Origin of the sequence: Bacillus sp. FSL L8-0528 (assembly GCF_038593085.1) — a bacterium.
GTDB lineage: Bacteria > Bacillota > Bacilli > Bacillales > Bacillaceae > Bacillus > Bacillus paralicheniformis.
The window spans coordinates 1,175,892-1,198,077 of record NZ_CP151961.1 but is presented as its reverse complement, the minus strand read 5'-3'; the positions used below and the strand labels follow the sequence as shown (position 1 = coordinate 1,198,077).

Below are 22,186 nucleotides of genomic sequence, written 5' to 3'. Positions count from 1 at the left end.
AAAGCCGTTTTGCGATTTTGCCAACAATCTGGAACACCCGGCTTATGCCGGGTGTTTTATGTTATTCCTCGATATCAATTCGATAATTCTCAAACCAAGTATGGATTTGGGCAAGGTGCGCGATCAGCTGCGGTCCCTTCATCAATTGTCCGTACCAGGGAACTTGAAATGATGCGCCCTCCGTCTCAATCAGCCGCTTCAGTTTTTTCTTGTCTAAGAAAACATAAAGCGCCGAGTCTTTTTGTTCCAGCAATGACTCCAGCCAACGAATGACGGTTTTCGTATAGGCCGGGTGGTGCGTTTTCGGATATGGACTTTTTTTGCGGTACAGCACTTCATCAGGCAAAATGCCTTCAAGCGCCTTGCGGAAGATGCCTTTTTCACGGCTGCCATGCATTTTGACATCCCACGGAATATTCCAGACATACTCGACAAGCCTGTGATCCGCAAACGGAACCCTGACTTCGAGGCTCGCCCCCATGCTCATTCTGTCTTTTCGATCCAAGAGCGTTGTCATAAACCAGAGCATATTTAAGTAAAACAGCTCTCTCCTTCGTTTCTCCGCACCCGTTTCTCCTTCAAGCAGCGGTGTTTCTTTAACCGTTTCCTCGTATTTCGCCTTCACATATTCGCCGAGGTTCAGTTTTTTCTGCCAGCCGTCCTGCAGAAGTCCGATCCGTTCTTCCATTGATCTCATCCATGGGAAACCTTTCACATCTTCTGCCGAATGGAACCAAGGGTAGCCGCCGAAAATTTCGTCCGCGCATTCCCCGGAAAGGCTTACGACAAAATCCTTTTTAATCTCACGGCAAAACCACAGCAGAGAAGAATCGACATCAGCCATCCCCGGCAAATCCCGGACCAGTACGGCTTCTTCCAAATAAGCGGCCAGCTCCTCCTGGGAAATCACGCAGTTGTGGTGAACCGTTGCGAATGCATCGGACATTTTTTTAATCCACGGGCCGTCGGCGTTAGGCTGAAATGAGCTTGACGTAAAATATTGTTCATTGTCTTCATAATCGATCGAAAACGTATGAAGCGGCCCCTTCCCTTCTTCCTCAAAATGCTTGGCGGCCGTTGCGGTAATGGCGCTCGAATCAACCCCGCCAGATAAAAACGTGCATACCGGCACATCAGACACAAGCTGCCTTGTGACGGCGTCCTGAAACAGCGACCGCACATTTTCCACCGTTTCCTCAAAGCTGTCCGTATGCTTCTCGCTTTTCACATTCCAGTAGCGCCAAACCGTTAAACCGTCTTTTGAGAAAATCATCGCATGCCCCGGGCGGATCTCTTTTATTCCTTTAAAAACACCGCTCCCCGGAGATCGCGACGGACCGAGGCCGAAAATTTCGGCCAGCCCTGAACGGTCGACCTTTGCTTTCACTTCAGGGTGAGCGAGAATCGCTTTGATTTCAGATCCGAACAAAAATGATGAGCCCTGTTCCGTATAAAAGAACGGTTTAACGCCGAGCCTGTCGCGTGCCGCAAAAAGAAGATCGCGCTTTTCATCCCATACCGTAAATGCAAAAATTCCGTTCAGCCTGTCGATGCATTCCTCTTTCCATTCCATGTATGAATGAAGCAAAACCTCTGTATCTGAGTGGCTCTTGAATTGATGCCCCCGCTGCCTAAGCTCTTTCCGCAAATCCTCCGTATTATAGAGCTCGCCGTTATAGCAAATCGTATAATCGTATCCTTGGTGTGTGCGGGTCATCGGCTGTCTGCCGCCTTCCAGATCCACAACTGCCAAGCGTTTATGTCCGAATAAAACATGGCGCTTTCCCCAAATATTCGTATCATCAGGTCCTCTGTTCGAAAGCGTCTCAGTCATTTTCTCCATGATGGACTGCTCCCGGACAAGCGGCTTCTTAAAATCGACCCACCCCGTTATTCCACACATTGTCGATCAGCTCCAATTCTAATGTTCTTCCTCTGCTTTAGGCTTCACTTCCTTTGTCACTTTACCTATTTTATGCACCTTAAAATAATAGTTGAATTGTCCAACAGAGTCTTGTATGAGACAAGCCCGTTTTGGAAAAAACGAAATAAGAAAGGAGACCGCCTATGGACACCGAACGCCAAAAACGAATTTACGCGGAAAAGCGCAAATGGATTTACGGCAAAATTTTAATGGAAGACGGGATCTGCCTGATTGAAAACGAAGAAGGAGATTTATTTTTGGTTGAAAGCCTGAACAGTCCCGGAGTTTTCATCAGCATAGACGGAGAATGGCAAAAAGCCGAACTGTTTGATCAATTCGCCGTCACGGAAAAGCCGGAGACCGTGAAGCTGACAGGCGGAGAATCGATCCGTTATCTAAAAACGGTAAAACAGGCATTTCTCGAATTTTTGAACGATCTGGAAGACGGACAGTTCTATTCTTTTTTGGATCAGCTGAACAGTCTCGGCTTTTCCGTCTTTGACTGCGTCTTCGCCTATAACGGCTTGAGCTTTTGGCCCGGGAAAAAGGATGTGAAGGGCGTTTCGTTTTATCAGTTTTCTCATGATATGAAACAATGCGCCCTGCAGCATCATTACGAACGAAAAGAGGAATGGAAGGACAGATTCGAATGGACTGCTTCAGACGGGGAACGAATCGTGATGATTTCAACCTTCAAGCCGCCGACATAAAAAGACACCAGTTCTCATCAAGAACCGATGTCTTTTAATTAAAACACTTTAAAGCCGAGTGGAAGCCGGAGTCCAAGCACAACCGTCAAGAGCAGAACGACAATAAAGCCGATCCAGATCCCGGTGGCCGCTTTTCCGTTTTTCCTGCGAATTAAAAGCATTTCCATGAATCCGATGGTGATGAGGCCGAGCAAGGCCTTCGCTATGTATTCTCCGTTCCATGCCGTGAACTTTAAAAATAACTGCGCCCCGGTAATGATAACGATAATATAGAATAAGCGGAGAATCATATGTGTAATTTTTGCGCCTTTGCTGTTTCCAGATGAGTAAAGTCCGTAAGCAACGAACACTAAAATGAGCGCGATCACCCAAGACGTGATATGCATATGCGTCATCTTCATTTTTCCCCCTATCAAATCAGGTATCGTTCTTATCTTATCATGAACCGGTCCATTAAACAAAACAATGTGAACGCTGTCATTTTCGCAGCAAAAAAGACGCTGAAACCATTCATCAGCGCCTTTTTCATTTATTTGTGTTTGTTCTTTTTCATGCTTTTCGTTATCTGTTTCCACCGCTTTTTTTCCTGCTGTGCCGCCCGTTTATCCGTTTTTCTTTCGAGGTATTCAAGCTCTTTTTTTAATTTCAGGTAGCTTTGGAACCGGCCGGCATCGAGTCTGCCGTCAGCCAGCGCCTCCTGCACGGAGCAGCCGGGTTCTGTTTGATGCAGGCAGTCTGAAAATCGGCAGTTTTTCGCAAGCTGGTCAATATCGCTGAAGCTCTGTCTGAATCCTTCTTCCGATTCCCAAAGCTCCAAGGCCCGCATCCCCGGCGTATCGATTAAAAGTCCGCCTTCAGGCAGCAAAAACATTTCCCTGTGTGTCGTCGTATGCCGTCCTTTGTCGTCATCTTCACGAACGGACTGCACCGCCTGCCTGTCTTCGTTTAGAAAAAAGTTGATGATCGTTGATTTGCCGACGCCTGACGACCCTAAAAGGGCGACGGTTTCTCCTTGTTTCACATACGCTTTCAACTCATCCATCCCATTGCCTTCGTGAGCGCTGATGACATGAATCGGCACCCCGAATGCCACGGATTCCGCCTGGCGCACCTTTTCTTCAATCCGATCAGCGATGTCGGCTTTGCTCAAGACGATGACGGGATTGGCTCCGCTTTCCCACGCCAGCAGCAAATAGCGTTCGATTCTTCTCACATTAAAATCCAGACCGAGCGCATTGACGAGAAAGATCGTGTTGACGTTTGCTGCGGTGATCTGTTCCTCCGCAGGCTCCCCCGCCGCTTTGCGCGAAAATTTGCTGAATCGGGGAACGATCTCCGTGATCATTCCCTTCTTTTCGCCGCCGCGGGGACGCATATACACCCAATCGCCGACAGCGGGGTAGTCTCCGCGGCTTTCCGCTTCAAACCGCAGCCTGCCTGAGATTTCTGCCAGCCATTCTCCATCTTCCGTCCATACCCGGTACAACCTTTTATGCTCAAGGGCGATCCTTCCTAAAATCAGACCTTCCTCGTCCTTTAAAGCTTCCATGATATATTTGATACCTAATGCAGATAAATTCAATGTGGTTTCCTCCTAAAGATCTGATGATTTTTCAAACAAAAAAAGAGCCGCAAATACACGGCTCTCTCAACATATAAACACTCCATGAGCCGCTTCGACAGCCCATGGATATATCACCAGATCCATTTGAAGAATACCAGTCGAAATATTACATGGGCTGTGTAATGATCGTTTGTTGGGCAAAAAAGACAATATCCATTCTCATCACACATCCCTCATTTCTAAAAAATTTGACAGCTTCATTATATGCTAAAGCCATCCTTTTGACAATCCTTTATTTAACTGGATTGGAAAGCGTTCCGATCGGTTCGATCGTAATGTCGACTTGATCGCCTTTTCGGAGGAACTTCGGCGGATTGAAGCCTTTGCCGACTCCTGACGGCGTACCGGTTGCGATAATATCCCCCGCTTCAAGCGTCATTCCTTTGGACAGCGTTTCGATCATTTCCGCAATCGGAAAAATCATATCCTTTGTGCTGCCCGACTGGCGGAGTTCGCCGTTCACTCTCGTCTCCACCCTCAAGTCGCCTGCGTCTTCAATCATTGATTTATGTACAAGAAACGGCCCCATCGGGCAAGTCGCATCAAGGCTTTTGCCGATAAAAAACTGCTTGTGCCTCTTTTGCAGGTCGCGCGCCGTCACATCGTTAATGATCGTATAGCCGAACACATAGTCGAGCGCTTCAGCTTTCGGGATGTTCTTTCCCGTTTTGCCGATGACAACCGCGAGCTCGCCTTCATAATCGAGCGCCTCTGTCACGCCTTCGTGGGCATCAATCCCTTCCATGTGGCCGATAACCGAAGTCGGCGCTTTTGTAAACACCATGATATGTTCGGGAATATCTGCTTCACTACCCATTTCAATCGCATGATCCCGATAATTTTTTCCGATGCAGATCACGTTTTTCCGCGGTTCGGGAATCGGCGCAAGCAAATCAACGTCTGACAGCGGATAAATATACGAACCGCTCTCTTCGCTGTTTTTCTTTTTTGACCATTCCACTAGCTGTTCGACATGGCGGACAAACTTCTCTCCCTCGCTTACGCATTCGATAAGCGTTCCAGGTATCGTTTCAAGCTCAAACAGCTTTTTTTCCGCCTTTTGCAAATCCATTATCTTCTCACCCATGACAAGCCCTACAAATGTACGGCTGTGTAGCTTTGCTGTCGCAAACTTCATAAATATTCCCCCGCAGTATGATTTAAACTATTCTACATATTCTCTAAAAAAACGAAAATTCCTTTTCGCTTTCTGCAAACAGCTTCGAAAGTCCCGGGCGTTCCTTCCCGGAAAAGAAAATGGCGGCTCACCATGCAGTAAGCCGCTTCTCTTATTTTTTCCGGTAGATGACTTCGGTCAGATTTCCGTCAGACCATTTTGTAATGGTTTCATAGCCGCCTCGTTTGTGATGGTGAGTTTTCTTGCAGCGATGATGGTCGGGGCGTTTGCTGCCGCATTTATCCCGTTTTTTGCAATCGTGAGGCTTTTTGCTTTTATCCGGTTTTTTACAGTCGTCGGGTTTCTTGCTTTTGTCAGGCTTTTTACAGTCATCGGGTTTTTTGCTTTTATCAGGCTTTTTGCAGTCATCGGGTTTTTTGCTTTTGTCGGGCTTTTTGCAGTCATCGGGTTTTTTGCTTTTGTCAGGCTTTTTGCAGTCATCGGGTTTTTTGCTTTTGTCAGGCTTTTTGCTTTTGTCAGGTTTTTTGCTTTTGTCAGGCTTGCTTTTATCCGGTTTTTCATGATCGTCATGCTTCTTGCTTTTATGATGTTTTTTGCTTCTGTCCGGCTCGATCCCCCACCAAAGATCCCAAATGTTATGCGGACGCCGCTCTTTTCCCGAGCCGGCGGATTCTTCGGGTTCCCGGTCTAAATAATGGTCTCTGCCTTCGCTCTTCAGCTGATCTACCGCCTCTTTAATGTCATGATCATGGACACCACTCATCTTGTAACCTCCTGTTCTTCCTTTTTTATGTCCTGATTTATCATACGCACCGTAAAGACGAGTGTACTGAGGCAAATGACTGTTTTTGTTCAAACTTAGGCGGTCCGCTTCCGGGACTAGCTGTTTTCACATATGATATGTCAGCTGAAAAAGGAGGAAATGATGATGAGTGCCACTGCCTTGCCGGCCTTCAGGCTGCACATTCATCCGAAGCATCTGCTTGAGTTGAAAAAAGACGTCTGGAGTGATGAAGCTGTTCCTGGCATGCTCTTGACCGGTTCAGCAAAGACGCCTGTCGCAGTGTCATACAGAGGGGCCCATACCCGCAAACTGACAAAAAAGTCCTATTTCATTCAATATCCGGACAGAAAAGAAAAGGCTGAAGAGGCTGCGCTTCATTTGAACGCGGAATATCACGACCCGTCTTTCATCAGAAACAGGCTGTCCTTTCATTTTTTTGAACAAATCGGCGTTCTTGCGCCGGCAGCATCGCACGTTTTCCTTTATCTCAATGAAAAAAAAGAAGGCATCTATTTAAAAATCGAATCTGTTGACGATCATTTCTTAAAGAGGAGAAATTTAGAAAGGGGGGCCATTTATTATGCCGTTGATGACGATGCTAATTTTTCTCTGCTGAGCTCCTTCGATAAAAAGGCTAAGCAAAATCTCATGCAGGGATACGAAAGAAAAACGGGTTCAAGCCGCCACGATGACTACCTCCAGGAGTTTATCTACTTTATCAATACCGCCAAAGACGACATATTTGAAAAAGAAATCAAACGCTATCTCGATGTCAAACAATATTTGCTGTGGCTCATCGGCGCCGTCTGCACCCAAAATTTCGACGGCTTTGTCCATAATTACGCGCTTTATTTAAACGGTCGCACAAAAACGTTTCAAATCATTCCATGGGATTATGACGCGACATGGGGACGGAATATTCACGGGGAAGAAATGGAGCACAACCGGATTCCGGCGAAAGGCTATAATACGCTGTCTGCAAGGCTGCTCGACATCCCGGCTTTTCAATCCCAATACTTTAATTTAATGAAAAATGTCTTGCACCGCCAATTTACAATCAGCCGGCTTTCGCGGTATGCGGTAAACTGGCACGAGACAATCGCGCCTTTTCTTGAACATGATCCTTATACAACCGTCACATACAGCCGGCTCGAAGATGAGCAAAAACAAATTTTTCATTTTATCGATCAGAGGAAGCGGTTCCTGCTTTTCGAGCTTTCCCGATAATAGACTGTCGCTGTCCTCCGAAAAAAATGTCACATTTTTTTTCATATTGGCGAAAAAAATCCCTTTTACACAAAATAAGGTATACTAGCAATATCAAGGACATCAATGCGCTGAATACCTGAAATTACCGACTCAAAATACAAATCGAAAGTTGGAGACTGCCATGATGAACAATAAAATTGAAGCAAAAAGACTGGCCTTATTTGAAGCTGCCGAAAAGTTCGGCATCAACTCCAAAGAGGCCATTCAATGCAGTCAGGAATTGGACAACTTGCTGAACCAACGAATGCAAAAGGATGAAAACTGCGTGATACATGCGGAAGAAAGAAAAGGCCGCCACACGTCATGACCTCCGACTGCAAGCTGCGCCTGATGCCCGGCCTTCCCTCTCCTCCGTTTCATCATCCGTTGATTTCAGGACGCAGCTTTGGCTATTCGGTCATTGTTTTTTGAACATAAATTATCGTGCACACACCGTAGGCAAGAATGACTGAAGGCGTAAAGGACTCTTGATACGGGATATAAACAAACCCGTTCAAGAATAACAAAAATCCGCTGTTTAAAAAGAAATACCCTGCGATTTTGGCCAGCTTATCCTGATCCCTTATCTTTTCCCGGCGAAATCCCCGCAATATCCAAGTTTGTTTTTTGATTCCGACTGCATAGGCTGCTGAAAAGAACAGCAGGGCTGCAGTGATTGACATCGCATTCCATTGAAAATACATACGTCTCCTCCCCTTATCGCACCGTTTTCTTATTCATACGTTTTCCCATCTGATGCGTTTCACCCGCATGTGATCAGCACTCACGGAAAAACCTCTTTTTTTATCACAAAAGTGCCCATACAACATAGGATATGGTGTATAGCCCATAAAAAACGTTTGATCACTTAAAGGGTGTGCCATCATGCCAGCTATTGTCGGAGCTTTTAAAGTAAATGCCGTCGGTACGAGCGGCGTTGTTCATGTCGGAGACTGCATCACGATTTCTCCTTATGCAGAAGTTAAAACATTCGCAGGCGCCGGCAGTTTCAATACCGGAGACGGACTCAGCGTCTACAACCAGAACAGCATCACCAACACATATGACAACGATATGATTGATCAGCCGGTCGCAGGCAACCTGTAAGGAGGTGGGGGCATGAATTTTTATATCAACCAATCGATTCAAATCAACTATTTAAGAGTCGAAGGCATCAGCAACTCTTCCGTCTTGCAGATCGGGAGCGCGGGCTCCATTAAAACACTTGCCAACCTTTATAATACAGGGAGCTACACGGAAGCAGCCCCACCTGTCACCGGCGAAGTTTTCCAAGAGGCAGAGGGGCCGCAGTCGACCTTCGTTCCTCTCATGGCTCCATCTGTTACAACAGGCTAAACGGGGGTGTGATCACTTATGCAGCAAAACAATCCCTCCTATTCTCAAAACTGGTACAGCTATGTGCAGCAGCAGGCTGCTCTGATTGAAAATCTCGAAAGGCGAATGGCCGTATTACAGGCAGAATTGAACAACCTGAAAGAAAATCCCGGCACAAGGATTGACCGGATTGAATACAAATTTGACCAGCTGAAGATCGAGCGTCTTGAAGGAACGCTCAACATCGGGCTTAATCCGACAGATCCTGAACAGGTGGAGAACTTTGAAATCAGCCAGCAGCCGCCGGGTATCGGAATGCTGCAGCAGGAGCTCGACGGCCAGCTGATGCAGCAAACGAGACAGCTTGTCGATGCCTACTTAAATGAAGAAACTCCTCATTTGCTGGAACAGCTGGAAGACCGGTATGACAGTAAATTGGACGATACAAACCGCCACCACATTATCGAAGACATCAGAAAGCAAATCGACAGCCGCATCCGCTATTACGTCAAACATGTGCAGCCTGGCGAAAACATCCAGCCCCGCGAGCATGCAGAACGGCTGGCCGATTATGTAAAACGTGATATCGCCCGGGCAATCGAGCACTTTCTCAAATCGATTCCTGACGAAATGAAAGGAAATGAAAACAAATGAATTTTACCGTTGTGAACCGCTGTTTCGATGTAGGCAACATTAACATTACCGCGGTTTCAAGCTCATCTGTTTTTTTAATCGGAGATACAGAATGCATTTCCCTGTCATCAATTTTTGATACACCGCCTGATTCTCTCATTGTCGGGCCGTTTGTCCCGCTGGCGCCGGAATCAAGATGATCAGAACATCAAAAGTAAAGTTTTTGAAAGTACAATCAGTAGGGATCACCAGCGCCCTGCAAATCGGGGATGTCGAAGAGATTGTTCCTAAAGTGAAAATTCTCGCTGTCCAGCGCTACCTTTCACTTTTTTTCGGAAATGAAGGCTCATTTAATCAGGAAGATTTCCCTCTTTTTCAGCAGCCGATACCACAATTATTACCGGAAACCGGCGTCTCATCAGCGTTTTTCCATGAGGTTCCCGTCATTCGAGTCAGAGCTGTAAAAATTGCCGGGGTTTCCTCTTCTTCAGTTTTTCAGGTTGGTTCGACGCGCCGAATCATTGCTGAGGCGAGAATCAAACATATCAGAAAGCTTCCTCCTCCAAGGAACTCACAATAGCAGCCCGCCCGACATATACTGGTTCAGAGACTTCTATAAAGGATGTCGATCAATCATGCCAGCCATTGTCGGACCCATTAAAATCAATGAAATCTCAGGAGGAGTAGTGAATTTCGGCGATTCTTTTTATCTATCTCCAAAAAGCTCTTCAAAGTCTGCACTCGGTTCTGGTGCTGGTAATACTGGAGATTTCCTTATCGTCAACAATGGTATAAACGCGACAAATTATATAGACCCGGATGTAAGCGACCAGAATGTTGTCGGAAATGCATAAAGCAGCCTCTTCCTTTAGGAGAAGGCTGCTTTTTGGTTATCAGGTTAAATCATTTCAAGCGATACGGCTGTACCTTTGCCGCTTGGCTCAGCCGGATGGACGATCAGCTTCTTCGGCAGCCTGGCCCGAAGTTCCTGAACGTGGCTGATCACACCGACCGACAGATTGTCAGACTGAAGCTTCTCCAATGCGGTCACGACCGTATCCAGCAAATCCTGATCAAGCGTGCCAAACCCTTCGTCCAAAAAGAAGAATTGGAGCGGATACTCTCCCCGAAGCTGGATCTGTGCCGAAAGTGCAAGCGCAAGCGCCAGTGAAGTCAGAAAGGTCTCCCCGCCTGACAGACTCGTAACAGGGCGCTTGACCCCGCCGTTGGCATCGTCCCTCATCACAAAGCCGCCTTCGGAGTCGACTTCAATCGCATACCGCTGTCTTGTCAGTTCGCCGAGTCTTGCAGATGCGTCTCTTGTGACGCTTTCAAGCTGCTCTTCTGCCAAGTATTCAACAAAGCTGTTTCCTTTAAAGACGGCTTGGAGTTTATCAAGGCGGTCGATGTATGTCTGCCATTCAGCCAATGATGCTTCAAGCTCCTTAAACCTTTTATGGTTCTCGCGGATGACGGCGAGAGCTTTGCCGGCCGCTCCTCTTTCCTCCAAGGCTTTGCTGAATGCCTCCTCCGCCTTGTCCTTCGTGACGGCGGCTTTTTCCCAATTCTCCTCAGAAACCGATCTCCCATCAAGCTTTTCCGTAATCCGCTTGATATTGGACTCGCACTGCTTTGTCTGATCCCAATACATTTGAATGTCTTCTTTCAGCCGGGCAAGCTCATCGCGGTCTAAAATGCTCGCTTTCACTTCAGAACCCTTTTCAAAAGGTGTACCTCCGGCTTTTTCCTGCCAAATGTCCTCCGCTTTCGCAAGCCTTGCTTCAGCTTCACGCAAAGCGAGCTCACACCCTTTTGTCTGTCCTCTTAAACGGCTGACCTCGGATTCGGTCTCTTTGAGCTGTCCGTAAAGCGTCTGTTCCTGCTCATGCAGCTTGGCCAATTGCGTTTTCACGTCTTGAAGCTTTTTGTCGATCGCGGCTGTATCGGGATAGCCCATCAGCTCTTTTTGATAATCGTTTATTTCTTTATTAAGGCTTTCGACCGCATAGCGAAGGTCGAGCTTTTCTTTATCAAGCGCAAACAAGCGCTCGGTGAGCTTCTCTTTTTGCTGTTCATGTTTTGTGAGAAAGTCGACGCTCGTTTCGATACGCTTTTCGAATGCCTCTGCGGCCAGATCTTTTTCTTCAATCGTTTTTTGCCATTTTTCAGCCTGTTCATAAGAGAGGCCGTCGAATTGTTCGCCGAAGCTTTTTCGGCGTTCATTTAACTGGTCATTTAAATCGCGGACGCGGTTTTGAAGCCTGTTACGCTCCTTTTCTTCATGGCTGAGGCGCTCGCTGATTTGATCGTGTTTCTTGCAGAGCTCTTTATATGTGTGAAGGAGCTTGGACATCCGGTTTTTTGTCTCGGCGAGATCCTGCCTGATTCCTTTCCATTCAAAGCTGATGCGGTTGTACCGTTCGGGAATGGTGCCTTCTTCCAACGATGCTGCGGTTTCAGGCAGTTCATGTTTGCTTTTCACTAAAAACGGGCATTCGCTCACCAGGTGGTCGGACTGCTGTTCGAGTGCCACTTTGGCGGAAAGAAACTCCTGAGCCAGCGCGCCGGCTTCGGCGATGATGGCTTCCGTTTTCTCCAGTTCGGATTCCGTCTCTTTAAATGACAGGCTTTCTGTGCCGACGCGGGCGGGCATTTCATGATGTACAGATCCGCAGACCGGACAAGGCTCCCCGTCTTTGAGCTGCTTTGCCAGTTCGATTGCCAGCTGATCACGGTTTGCCTGTTCCCGTTTTGCCGCAATCTCTTCTTTTTTTTGCGACGCGAGACGGATGGTCTCAGAGAGCGATCTGTCTGTTTCGCAAACGAGCGCGTACGCTCGTTCAACAGCGGCAAACAATGCCTCGATACGTTCGGTTTCAGCCTTTACTTTTTGATCTACTGCTTGCTGTTCTTGCTGGAGCTCTTTGATCAGCGTCTCCTGCTGATCAAACCGTTCCTTTTCTAGAGCGGCATCGTTGTTAAGCTGCTGAATGTGAAAAGCAAGCTGATTGGCATTTCGGCAGTTTTTACGCTCTTCGCTAGATACCTGGACAGATTTCAGCTCCGCTTTCAGCTGATTCTGCTTGGCTGTCCCGCGTTCAAGCAGGCTTTTCACCTTGGCCAGCTCGTCTGCCGTATGCTTGATTTCCTCTTCTTTCAAACGCTGTTCGCGCTGCTTTTTTTCGGCTTCGGCCTGTGCGGCTAGCCGCTTGTTTTCAATTTCCTTCAAAGCGGTGAGCTGTTCTTCTTGCTTGAGAAGCTCCGGTTCCTTTTCATTTTTAAGACGCCTGAAATCCTCGTACTCGCGTTCTGTTTTTTTATGAAGCTCTTCATATTGTTCTAATTGTTCCCGCGCTTGTTTTTCTTCCCGGCGTGCGCGTTCGGCATCTTCCCGCGCTGCCAGAAAGGCGTCAGCATAAGGCTTGAGCGTATTTGCCGTTTCGGCGAGGTGCAGGCGACTTTCTTTTTCCCGAATCTGTTCCTGTTTCTTTAAAAGCTCCGCCTCTTTTTTTAGATAGCTTTCTTTTTCCTGCTGCAGGTTCCAGATCTCCTGATACTCCGCAAAGCGCTGTGCTTCTGCGTCTCGTTCGCGCTTCTTGCTTTGCAAAAGGCTTTCGGCTTCTTCAAGATGCTGTTCCGCCTGTTTCAGCGCCTCTTTCCCCGCATCGCCCAATCCAGCCTGCTCGGCAAGCATCTCATTTTTTCTGGCCTGCGCTGTTTGCGCCTGTTTCTTCAGTTTTTTGACGAGCCTGTCCCCGTATTGTTCGAGGTTGAACAGGCGCTGAAGCATCTGCCGCCGCTCCGCTCCTTTTAAGGAAAGAAATTCGGCGAATTTCCCTTGCGGCAGGACGACTGCCCTTGTAAAATCGTCGATCGTCAAGCCCAGCAGCTCTTCGATTTTCCGGTTCACTTCATTCGCTTTATCGGCCAGAACGATTTGTTCCTCTTTCATTTCAATGAAGCGGCAGATCGACGTCTTGACCTTGACGGCATCTGTCCGCTTAAAGACCCGTTCCACTTTATAAGCCGTCTCATGGCCTGTCTGCAGCTTAAACGTAAACGATACGGCAAGCTCATCTTCGGCATGATTCAAAATACCGTGCGTATTATTGGCGGCCCGCTCCACTTTCCCGTACAAAGCGAGAGTCATCGCGTCAAGAATCGACGACTTGCCGCTTCCGGTCGGCCCGAAGATGCCGAACACACCGGCATCGCACAGGCGCTCAAAATCGATTACCTGCTCCTGCCTGAAACTGTGCAGCCCCTTAATAGACAGGGAAATCGGCTTCATGTTTCATCACCCTCTTCCTGTTCCGATCCTGCGGCGAGCTCCAGAAACAGTTTGACGGTTTCCTCATCGGGAACCGCCCCGCCGGTTTGTCTTTCATAAAACGCTATAAACCGTTCTTCAATCGGAACGTTTCTGGACCGGATCTTCTCTTCAACCGAGGCGGATTCCTCAAAAACCGGACGAATATGGATGATGCCTTGATGCGCTTTTCTCAAACGGTGAATTTCTTCAATCGACAGCTGGTCTGTCAGATGGATTTCAAGATCGATCCACGCGTTTTTGTCCCGCTCTTCCTCCAGCCAGCTGTACACTTGGGATATCCCTTTTTCCGCCTCCCATTTGACGAGCGGTTTTCCACTCGTCAAATGGACCTCTTCCCATGATGCTGTTTGACCGGGTGCGGCTTCGACAATGGTGACCGATTTTGCGTATCCCGCTTCGGAGAAGCTGTAGGCAAGCGGTGAGCCTGAATATCTGGCAAGCGTTCGTGCCCTTTTGATCGTCTGCGGGCGATGAAGATGCCCGAGTGCGACATAGGCGGCGTTTTCCGGCAGGCTTTCCGCAGCCACCGTATATGCGCCTCCGACTTCGATCGGCCGCTCAGAATCCGTCTGGCTGCCGCCCGCCACATAGATATGGCTTGCCGCAATCTGCACCGCATCCTTTCTCGCCTTGCCGCACATACGCTGAAAGGTCTGCTTGATTTTCTCATCATACTGGTCGCGCAGCAGTTTTTCGTCAAATGTTTCCGACAGCACTTCATTCAGTCTGGACTCGGAAGGATAGGCGAGTGCTGCGACTGACAGGATCTCCCCACTAGAAGCGACTTCTATATCAACTGGCTCAGTCTTCGGGTACCCGATCAAGTGGATGCCATGGTCTGTCGTTAACGGAGAGGCCGCGGAAAGGCGGTCCGGATTATCATGGTTGCCGGCAATCACGACGACCGGACGGTTTCCTTTGTCAGACAAGGCAGAGAGGCTTTCATAAAAAAGCTGTTCAGCCAGTGCAGGCGGATTCACTGTGTCAAATGCGTCTCCGGCCATGATAACGGCGTCGATCTTTTCATCTTTTACAATCCTTGTGAGCTCTTCAAGAAAGTCCGCCTGTTCCTTCAAGCGGCTTCTCCCTTCAAGCGTTTTTCCCAAATGCCAGTCCGCTGTATGTAAAATTCGCATGTGTGCCTCACCTCTCTTTTCATTAAAGCTCCCCCCCGAAATCGTCAGGGGGAAGCCGGTTTCATATTAAAATAAGAGCACGTGTCCTCCGTCAAAAAAGTACAGTGCACGCCCTTTGAGCGGCATTTTAATCATCGTTTCAACGGCTCGTGCATAAAGCTGAATTTGTGTTTCGTAACGCTTCCTTAAAATCGGTTCGGCCCCTTCGAAGCCGTTTCGGTACTTTCCGTGTATCCGGTCGGTTTTGTAATCAAGAAGGTAAAAACCGTCCTCCGTCTCGAATAAACAATCGATAATTCCCTGTATCAATACAGGTTCGTCGGCTGACTCGAGATCCGGGTAAACCTCTTTGGCGGACAGCGTCATGTTAAAGGGAACTTCCCGTTCGACGCGGCGGGCGCCGAGAAGCTTTTGTCCGATTTCCGTATCAAAGAATGCGAGAATATCGTCTTCTTCAATCGCTGCCCGCTGGTCTTCTGTTAACAGCTCTTTCTCAACAAGTCTGTCAAGGAGACGGCTGAGCTCATTTATTTCAGGCGTACGGGTCAGCGGAATATGCTGCATGACGGTGTGCATCGCCGTTCCCCGTTCGGCCGCGGTCAGGCCTTTTGCCATCATAAAGGACGGCCGATTAAACAGGAGAGCCTCCTTGGTTGGGCGAATCAGCGAGCGGTCGCCGTACTCATCCTCATATTCCTTCTGCCTTTTCATTTCTGAGACAGACTGTTTTGTTCGGACTTTGGCGGCGTCTTTGTATGGATATGACCATGTCAGTCGTTCTCTGACTTGTTGCTCATACTCAAACGAACCGTCGATCGGAAGCCCCATTTGAATTTGGGAGAGCCGGCCGTGTCTTTCTTCACCGGCCTGATCAATATCCTCTGCTTGAAGATCTGCGGCGGACAGCCAGCTGACCTGAAAGCGCGCCGGATGTTCGCGGATCTCATCAATCACCTGCGGCGCGCCGGATTCATCCATATCTCTGTGTCTCATCAAAGCAGGTCCGATGAAATCCAGGTAAGATTTCGCCTGAAACCGTTCATAATCCGGGAGCAGCCACTCAGACCCGGCCGCTTGTGACCGCCAGTCGGCAAGCAGCTTTTCTTTATCCTTCGCCGTCCCGACCAGGTACAGCTTTTCCTTGGCCCGAGTAAGAGCGACATACAAGACGCGCAGCTCCTCTGATAAAAGCTCGCGGCGGAGCTTTTTCTTCATCGCGATTAGCGGCAGTGTCGGATAGCTGATCCGCCACTTCGGATGAATAAACTTCGTTCCGAAACCAAGTTCTTTATCCAGCAGATAAGACTTGTTCAAGTCCATCATATTAAAATTCCGTCCGAGACCGGCGGTAAATACGACAGGAAATTCAAGCCCTTTGCTTGAGTGGATCGTCATCAGCCGAACAACGTCTTCCTGTTCGCTCAGAGCTCTTGCCGTTCCGAGATCATCACCCCGCTCCTGCATCCGCTCAATAAACCTTAAAAAGCGGAACAAACCGCGGAACGATGTCGCTTCATAGGATCTCGCCCTGTCGTAAAGCGCGCGCAAATTGGCCTGCCGCTGTTTTCCGCCCGGCATTCCGCCGACATAATCCAAATACTTCGTATCCCGGTAAATTTCCCAGATCAGCTCTGCCACAGAGTGGTTTTTCGCATACGCTCTCCACTTTTTGAGCAGGGCGTCAAAGCGGCGAAGCTTTTCGCTGAGCCTTTCATCGCCGTCTGCTGCAGAAAGGTATGCTTTCATCGCTTCGTAAAACGGCGCTTTTTTATCCTTGATTCTGATCAAGGAAAGCTCATTTTCGTCAAGACCTACAACAGGCGATCTGAGAACGGACGCAAGCGGGATGTCCTGATAAGCATTATCGATGATTTTTAATAAAGACAGTGTGACCGATACTTCTGTCGCTTCAAAATAACCTGTTGAGAGGTTCGCGTATACGGGTATTCCCTGCTGTTTAAACTCGTCCATAATTTGAGGCGCCCAAGGCATCGACCGCAAAAGCACCACGATATCACGGTACTGGATGTTTCGCGACGCTTTCGCTTTGGCATCATATACTTGAAATTTTTCTGTAATCAGCCTGCGGATTTGCCCGGCCATCGCTCTTGCTTCAAGCTGGACCGCCTCAAGCTCTTCAGCCTCTTCATCCGGCGCGCCGCTCTGGTTTTCGATGAACAGAAGCTCCGTTTTTGTCGCTTCGTTCGGCGGGTAAGAAGCGCCAAGCTTCAATTCTGCTTGTTCGTCATATTCGACTTCCCCGACCTTTTCTCCCATGAGCTGTTTGAATAAAAAGTTCGTACTGTCCAAAATATCTGAACGGCTTCTAAAGTTTTTATTTAAATCGATTTTCTGGCCGGAACCAGAGCCTTCATCTGTAAAGCGTTTATATTTCGAGAGGAACAAAAGCGGTTCTGCCAGGCGGAACCGGTAAATCGACTGCTTGACATCGCCCACCATAAACAGGTTCCCCTCATGCTCCTCTTTGGCGACGAGCTTTAAAATCGCTTCCTGGACCAGGTTCGTATCCTGATATTCATCAACAAGCACTTCATGGAACTGATGGCGGTAAAACTTCGCCGCTTCGCTCGGCACGGCTTCGCCGGCTTGGTTTTTCCCGGATAAAATCGCAAGGCAGTCGTGTTCAAGGTCTGAGAAATCGACGATCGCTTTTTCCTTTTTCGCGTCCGCAAACCGCTTGCCATACTCCAACACTAGCTGGACGAGCGTCTGAATGACCGGCTTCATTTCCCTCAGGCTCTCAAGGTGCTGCTCGGGAGTTCGCGTAAAATAATCGCTTTTCAGCTTTTCAAGTTGCTTTTTCGCGCTGTTGCGGAGGTCTGCCGCCTCATCAACCAAGCGAGGATCGTACGCATCTCCTTTGCACGGCTTCAATCTTTGAAACGAAACGGCAGGCACAAGCTCGTACAGGGCCGAAAAATCATTCTGCTGCTGAATCAGCCTGTCAATCTGCGCTAAATCATCGAGGAAATTTTCGGCGCGCGGAGCAGGTCCCCCGGGCTGCTTTGTCAAATCAAGCGCACGCGTCAGCTTTTGCCGCATCCCCTCCAGAACGAGTGCGATGTCTTCTTTAATGTAAGAATAAAACGGCAGAGCCTCAACTTTCGTATCTGAAGCAGCGTCATACAGATCAACAAATGTGTGAAGCCAGCCCTCCGGATCGGGATGCGAACGGGAAAACTCGTAGACCCGCTTGACAAGATGCTGCAAATCGAGGTCATGACGGTCTGTCGTATATCTGTCCACAAGTTCAAAAAAGGCCGGATCTTGCTTTTTGTATTCTTCTTCAAACAGCTCGTCCAGCACCTCATCGCCAAGCAGCTCGCCTTCCGTCTGATCGGCGATCCGGAAAGCCGGATCAACATCGATCAAATAATAGTATTTGCGGATGACTTGAAGACAGAATGAGTGCAATGTTGATATGCTCGCTTTGTTTAATAAAGCAAGCTGTCTGCGCAAATGAAGCGATCCCGGATTTTCGGCAAGCTCTTTTTCGAGCGCTTCGCCGATCCTGTGCTTCATTTCAGCCGCAGATGCATTCGTAAAGGTGACGACGAGCAGCCTGTCGACATCTACGGGACGTTCCTGATCCGTTATTTTCCGAATGATCCGCTCAACCAGCACGGCCGTTTTTCCGGAGCCGGCCGCTGCCGCAACTAAAATGTCCCGGCCGGATGAGACGATCGCCTTCCATTGGTCATCAGTCCAGTTGCTGCCCTTCGGTTTAGAAATCTCCATCTGTCTCATCCTCCTTTTTCAGCCGCTCCAAAATCACGTTGTCTTTTTCGGGTTTTAATATCCGGTATTCGTTTTCCTCAAGCGATTCGTCAAACTGGCAGAATGACCGGTATGAACAATATGTGCACGGTGTCCGGTCTTTTAGCTTGTAAGGCTCGATCGACACTTTGCCGTCTGTGATCTCCTCGCCGGCCTTCTGAAATGTCCGGCGGATATGGCGCCTCAACACATGAAAATCCTCTTCTGCAATAACGTCAGAATCCGAACGGAGCGAGCCGTCTTTTTTCAAACCGGCGCTGATCATGTTCGACCTGCCTTGTTCCAGTGTGGTATCCATCAGCTTGACCGCTTCCTGGTCTCCCAAGAGCAGCCCTTTCATCTTGAACTTTTTGAAAATCTCTTTTTCTATTTCATCAAGGCCGAGCGGCACCGAAGCCTGGATCATCGGATCGTGCACATGGAAATAAAGCACGCCTGCCGGGGATGCCTTCATGCCGAGCCAATCGGTTGAATGCGTGATCGACAAATCGAGATATGTCAGCATTTGCAGGGCGAGGCCGTAATACACCTCGGCCAAATCGAGGCCTTTATCACTTGATTTATAGTCGACAATCCTAAGCAGCAGCCCTTTTGAGCTCTCCGCTTTATCCACTCTGTCGATCCGGCCGACAAGCTCCATCGTGCAGCCGTTCTTCAAGGTAAAACGCATTGGAGGAAGCGGACCTTTCCCCCCGAATCCGAGCTCTATGCCGACGGGGGCAAAGCCGCTTGCTTTTGCATGCTCACTTAAAATGCCCGATACCCTGGCAATGATTTTTTGCAGCTTCTGCTTCACATAATGATGACGGTTCGAACTGAGCAGAATCTCCTTTTGCAGCTTTGGCGCGAGCCGTTCAACTGCATCGCTTGACAAAGTCTCGCATTGGGCTTTCGTTAAGTCGCGCCAATCCAGTTTAAGCTCTTGAAGCCGGTCTGAAATCAGCTTCAGCGCCGAGTGGAACAGCTGACCGATATCCGGAGCTTCAAGCTTGAAAAATTGGCGTTCCTTCAGCTTTAAACCGTGCGAAGCAAAATGGGAAAACGGACAGGCTTTGAACGTCTCCATCCGCGACACGCTTCCCTGAATGTGCTCCCCATATAAATCGCGGCTCACATGCCGGTTCAAGTTTTCGACCTTGTTTCTGAAAAACAGGCTGGACAGGATATTTTGAGAAAAAATGCGGTCAGGTTCATTCATTAAAAAGTTGTATGTACTCCACCATACATCGCTGATCGCATACTGCCTCGTCCAGATGCCGAGCTGTCCTGCCAAATGGCTCAAGGCGGCGCCTTTATTCACGAGAAATTCAAGCTGGGCTTCATCGTCCAGCTGCTCGGGTTCATGAATCAGCATCTTCTCTTCGCCGTCCGGGAACAGCTCATTCAGCCGTTTCACCACTGTTGAAGGAAGCAGCGTCTTCCCTTCCGAATCTGCGATCGGATAGGAGACATAGAGCTTTTCAGACGGGCTGGAAAGCGTCATGTAGATCAGAAAATTCTCATCCAAGAGCTGCTCTCGCCCCGTCGCCGCCAGCTGTGCGCCGTTTCGTTTCAGCCACTCTCTGTCATCGTCTGAAAGCACGCCGTCGTCCGCAGGCCTCGCCGGTAGTATGCCGTCGTTTACACCGATGAGAAATGTGCATTTCGTGCCGTACATCCTTGAAAGGTCCATATTGCCGATAAACACTTGATCAAGAGCGGGCGGAATCAGCGCGAATTTCAAAGACTCCAAGCCGGTTTCAATCATTTGCTGAAATAAAGCAAACGATATCCGCTCTGTGCCCATCATTTCAACAAACTCGTCCAACAGTTGAATAACGGCATCCCATACTTGCTCATGCTGGCGCGACTCGGCAATCCTACCGCTTTCTTCGGCCAGCCGCCTTTCCTGTTCAAGCTTCATCGGAACATTGGCTTCTTCAAGATAAAGGTAGACGGCTTCGGCCATTTCCCTGACGGTTTCAGCTTTTTTCAAGCGCTTCTGCAGCCTGTGGACCGGCGGAACGATCCAGCCCTTTAGTTCATTGAGCATATTTTCCGTTTCAATCTCTTTATCTGTCTTGGCGAAATCCTCATCCAGTGAAGCGTATCTTCTGTAAACAAACGGATCTTTGCTTGTCCATCTGTCTCCTTTAATGCCATACGCAATACAGTAGTTTTCAAGCTGGTCAATCTGTTCGCGCAGCCGTTCCTTCGGCTGTCCCTCCGGGAATAAAAGCTCCGTTTTGACACAACGGAACACCGCTTCATACCGCCAGTTTCCTTTAATGATATCAAGCGTCGAACGAATCAGCTCAATGAGCGGATGATTTTGCATCGATTCCTTGCCGTCTATGAAAAAAGGAAGTTCGCAGTCTTTAAAAACTTCTTTTATCGTATCTTTATAATCTTCGACATTGCGGGCGATGACGGCGATATCCCTAAGCCGGAACCGGCCCTTGCGGATTAAAGAATGAATCTCGCGCGCAATTCCTTCAATCTCGGTTCTTCTGTTCGACGCCTGCATGATGCGGAGCGATTCCGTCCGTCCGCGATACGGTTTCGCAGGACGCTCGTCAAAATAGCGTTCAAGGTGCCGGAGCTCCGGATGTTGCTGGTGCCGTTTCGTCTCTTCCAGCCGCACTTCAGACGGATCAAGGCCGAGTTCCTTCGCCTTCTGGTAAAGGTCATAGTACGCCTTCCCGGTCATCCTGAACAGATGGAGCTCATTCGGGCTGTTGGCCGTAAACGGCTTATCCGCCGTCAGCGAAAACGTGATCTCTTCCGCATGTACCATCAGCTGTTCCAGCACGTTCATCTCCTGTGGCGTAAATTGGTGAAATCCGTCCACGTAAACGGCAGCGTTTCTAATCTCATCCTCATACGGAATCTGCTCGGCCAAAAGCGTCAAATAATCCTCAGATTGAACATATTGATTCTCCAGATTTTCCTCAAGCTTGCTGTACAAAATATATAAGTCGTGCAATTTATCAGAAAGGATCCGTTCATCTTCGTATTCCGATTTGCCCGTCCCCTCTATCATGTCCCGGATGCTTTCAGGCGGCAGACAATGCCGTTTAAATTCGGTCAGCATCCGTTCCACTTGCTCCGTAAATCCGCTTTTATCGCTTGCGTTTTGATAGACTTTAAACTCGCCCTTATGCTCTTCAATCAGTCTCCGAAGCAGCATCTGAATGCCCGTCCCCGTCAAAAACGGCCGGTTCATGCCTCCGGTGTGCTGAAGCACTCGCCAGGCAAGCCTTGAAAAACTGTACACTTGGGCGCGGATGGTACCGCCCAAATCGGGTGTTTTGCTAAGCTCGTATTCCATTAAAAACGTCATTTGATCCGGGACTAGAAAAATGATCGGTTTTCCGAGCGGTTCATCGCGAAGTTTTTCTCTGATTTCATTCAGGATAAAGGTCGTTTTCCCACTCCCGGATCTGCCTGATAAAAATACTGCTCCCACTAAGCCCGTCTCCTTTCTGTTTCTTACTCTTTATTCTATCGAAACATCTGCAAAATAACCATTCTCCAAAACTGG

General features: G+C 48.6%; 19 protein-coding genes. 9 read left to right on the top strand and 10 right to left on the bottom strand.

Features of this window, described 5'->3' with window-relative positions:
* Positions 1-61: 61 nt before the first annotated feature.
* Entirely contained in the window at positions 62-1,903 is a 1,842-nt protein-coding gene (gene asnB / locus MHI30_RS06000; RefSeq protein ID WP_075754916.1) for an asparagine synthase (glutamine-hydrolyzing), read from the bottom strand.
* A 164-nt stretch (positions 1,904-2,067) separates the two neighbouring features.
* Between asnB and MHI30_RS05995 the strand changes: the two genes are divergently transcribed.
* Positions 2,068-2,634: a DUF2777 domain-containing protein gene (locus MHI30_RS05995; RefSeq protein WP_020450883.1), complete on the top strand. Its 567-nt coding sequence runs from the start codon at positions 2,068-2,070 to the stop codon at positions 2,632-2,634.
* Between the two features lie 38 nt (positions 2,635-2,672).
* Here MHI30_RS05995 and MHI30_RS05990 read toward each other — a convergent pair whose 3' ends face one another.
* The 4 genes from MHI30_RS05990 to MHI30_RS05975 all read right to left on the bottom strand — a co-directional run bounded on the left by MHI30_RS05990 (position 2,673) and on the right by MHI30_RS05975 (position 6,159).
* Positions 2,673-3,029 carry a YisL family protein gene (locus MHI30_RS05990; protein ID WP_011197750.1) on the bottom strand — a complete coding sequence of 119 codons (357 nt, stop codon included), beginning with the start codon at positions 3,027-3,029 and terminating at the stop codon, positions 2,673-2,675.
* A gap of 134 nt (positions 3,030-3,163) precedes the next feature.
* On the bottom strand, positions 3,164-4,216 hold the full coding sequence (gene rsgA, locus MHI30_RS05985) for a ribosome small subunit-dependent GTPase A (protein ID WP_075754914.1): 1,053 nt from the start codon (positions 4,214-4,216) through the stop codon (positions 3,164-3,166).
* A 274-nt stretch (positions 4,217-4,490) separates the two neighbouring features.
* Positions 4,491-5,396 (bottom strand): fumarylacetoacetate hydrolase family protein, encoded by a 906-nt coding sequence (locus MHI30_RS05980; protein ID WP_075754912.1) that lies wholly within the window; start codon positions 5,394-5,396, stop codon positions 4,491-4,493.
* A 151-nt stretch (positions 5,397-5,547) separates the two neighbouring features.
* Entirely contained in the window at positions 5,548-6,159 is a 612-nt protein-coding gene (locus tag MHI30_RS05975; protein ID WP_075754910.1) for a hypothetical protein, read from the bottom strand.
* Between the two features lie 165 nt (positions 6,160-6,324).
* Between MHI30_RS05975 and MHI30_RS05970 the strand changes: the two genes are divergently transcribed.
* Positions 6,325-7,407 (top strand): CotH kinase family protein, encoded by a 1,083-nt coding sequence (locus MHI30_RS05970; protein WP_075754907.1) that lies wholly within the window; start codon positions 6,325-6,327, stop codon positions 7,405-7,407.
* A gap of 166 nt (positions 7,408-7,573) precedes the next feature.
* Positions 7,574-7,756 carry an aspartyl-phosphate phosphatase Spo0E family protein gene (locus MHI30_RS05965; RefSeq protein WP_020450876.1) on the top strand — a complete coding sequence of 61 codons (183 nt, stop codon included), beginning with the start codon at positions 7,574-7,576 and terminating at the stop codon, positions 7,754-7,756.
* Between the two features lie 82 nt (positions 7,757-7,838).
* Here the strand turns inward: MHI30_RS05965 and MHI30_RS05960 are convergent, their stop codons facing one another.
* Positions 7,839-8,132 carry a DUF3784 domain-containing protein gene (locus MHI30_RS05960; protein ID WP_075754905.1) on the bottom strand — a complete coding sequence of 98 codons (294 nt, stop codon included), beginning with the start codon at positions 8,130-8,132 and terminating at the stop codon, positions 7,839-7,841.
* Positions 8,133-8,313: 181 nt separating this feature from the next.
* Here MHI30_RS05960 and MHI30_RS05955 point away from each other — a divergent pair, with 181 nt between their 5' ends.
* The 6 genes from MHI30_RS05955 to MHI30_RS05930 are packed head-to-tail and all read left to right on the top strand — an operon-like array spanning position 8,314 to position 10,250.
* On the top strand, positions 8,314-8,535 hold the full coding sequence (locus MHI30_RS05955) for a spore germination protein (protein WP_075754903.1): 222 nt from the start codon (positions 8,314-8,316) through the stop codon (positions 8,533-8,535).
* Between the two features lie 12 nt (positions 8,536-8,547).
* Positions 8,548-8,784 (top strand): spore germination protein GerPB, encoded by a 237-nt coding sequence (locus tag MHI30_RS05950; protein WP_075754901.1) that lies wholly within the window; start codon positions 8,548-8,550, stop codon positions 8,782-8,784.
* A gap of 18 nt (positions 8,785-8,802) precedes the next feature.
* The gene (locus tag MHI30_RS05945; RefSeq protein WP_075754899.1) at positions 8,803-9,417 is read left to right on the top strand and encodes a spore germination protein GerPC; all 615 of its coding nucleotides are present in this window, start codon (positions 8,803-8,805) and stop codon (positions 9,415-9,417) included.
* Complete coding sequence (locus MHI30_RS05940) at positions 9,414-9,596, top strand: spore gernimation protein GerPD (RefSeq protein ID WP_075754897.1); 183 nt, start codon at positions 9,414-9,416, stop codon at positions 9,594-9,596. The genes MHI30_RS05945 and MHI30_RS05940 overlap by 4 nt, the downstream gene beginning before the upstream one ends.
* Positions 9,593-9,976 (top strand): spore germination protein GerPE, encoded by a 384-nt coding sequence (locus MHI30_RS05935; protein WP_065643359.1) that lies wholly within the window; start codon positions 9,593-9,595, stop codon positions 9,974-9,976. The genes MHI30_RS05940 and MHI30_RS05935 overlap by 4 nt, the downstream gene beginning before the upstream one ends.
* Before the next feature lie 55 nt (positions 9,977-10,031).
* The gene (locus MHI30_RS05930; protein WP_016885923.1) at positions 10,032-10,250 is read left to right on the top strand and encodes a spore germination protein; all 219 of its coding nucleotides are present in this window, start codon (positions 10,032-10,034) and stop codon (positions 10,248-10,250) included.
* A gap of 44 nt (positions 10,251-10,294) precedes the next feature.
* On the opposite strand, the gene sbcC is transcribed toward MHI30_RS05930, so the two are convergent.
* The 4 genes from sbcC to addB form a co-directional block, all read right to left on the bottom strand.
* Positions 10,295-13,687 carry an exonuclease subunit SbcC gene (gene sbcC, locus MHI30_RS05925; RefSeq protein WP_075754895.1) on the bottom strand — a complete coding sequence of 1,131 codons (3,393 nt, stop codon included), beginning with the start codon at positions 13,685-13,687 and terminating at the stop codon, positions 10,295-10,297.
* The gene (gene sbcD / locus MHI30_RS05920) at positions 13,684-14,865 is read right to left on the bottom strand and encodes an exonuclease subunit SbcD (protein WP_075754893.1); all 1,182 of its coding nucleotides are present in this window, start codon (positions 14,863-14,865) and stop codon (positions 13,684-13,686) included. Before sbcD ends, sbcC begins: the two co-directional genes overlap by 4 nt.
* Positions 14,866-14,931: 66 nt before the next feature.
* Positions 14,932-18,624: a helicase-exonuclease AddAB subunit AddA gene (gene addA / locus MHI30_RS05915; RefSeq protein WP_075754891.1), complete on the bottom strand. Its 3,693-nt coding sequence runs from the start codon at positions 18,622-18,624 to the stop codon at positions 14,932-14,934.
* The gene (addB, locus tag MHI30_RS05910; protein ID WP_075754889.1) at positions 18,611-22,111 is read right to left on the bottom strand and encodes a helicase-exonuclease AddAB subunit AddB; all 3,501 of its coding nucleotides are present in this window, start codon (positions 22,109-22,111) and stop codon (positions 18,611-18,613) included. Before addB ends, addA begins: the two co-directional genes overlap by 14 nt.
* Positions 22,112-22,186: the final 75 nt, after the last annotated feature.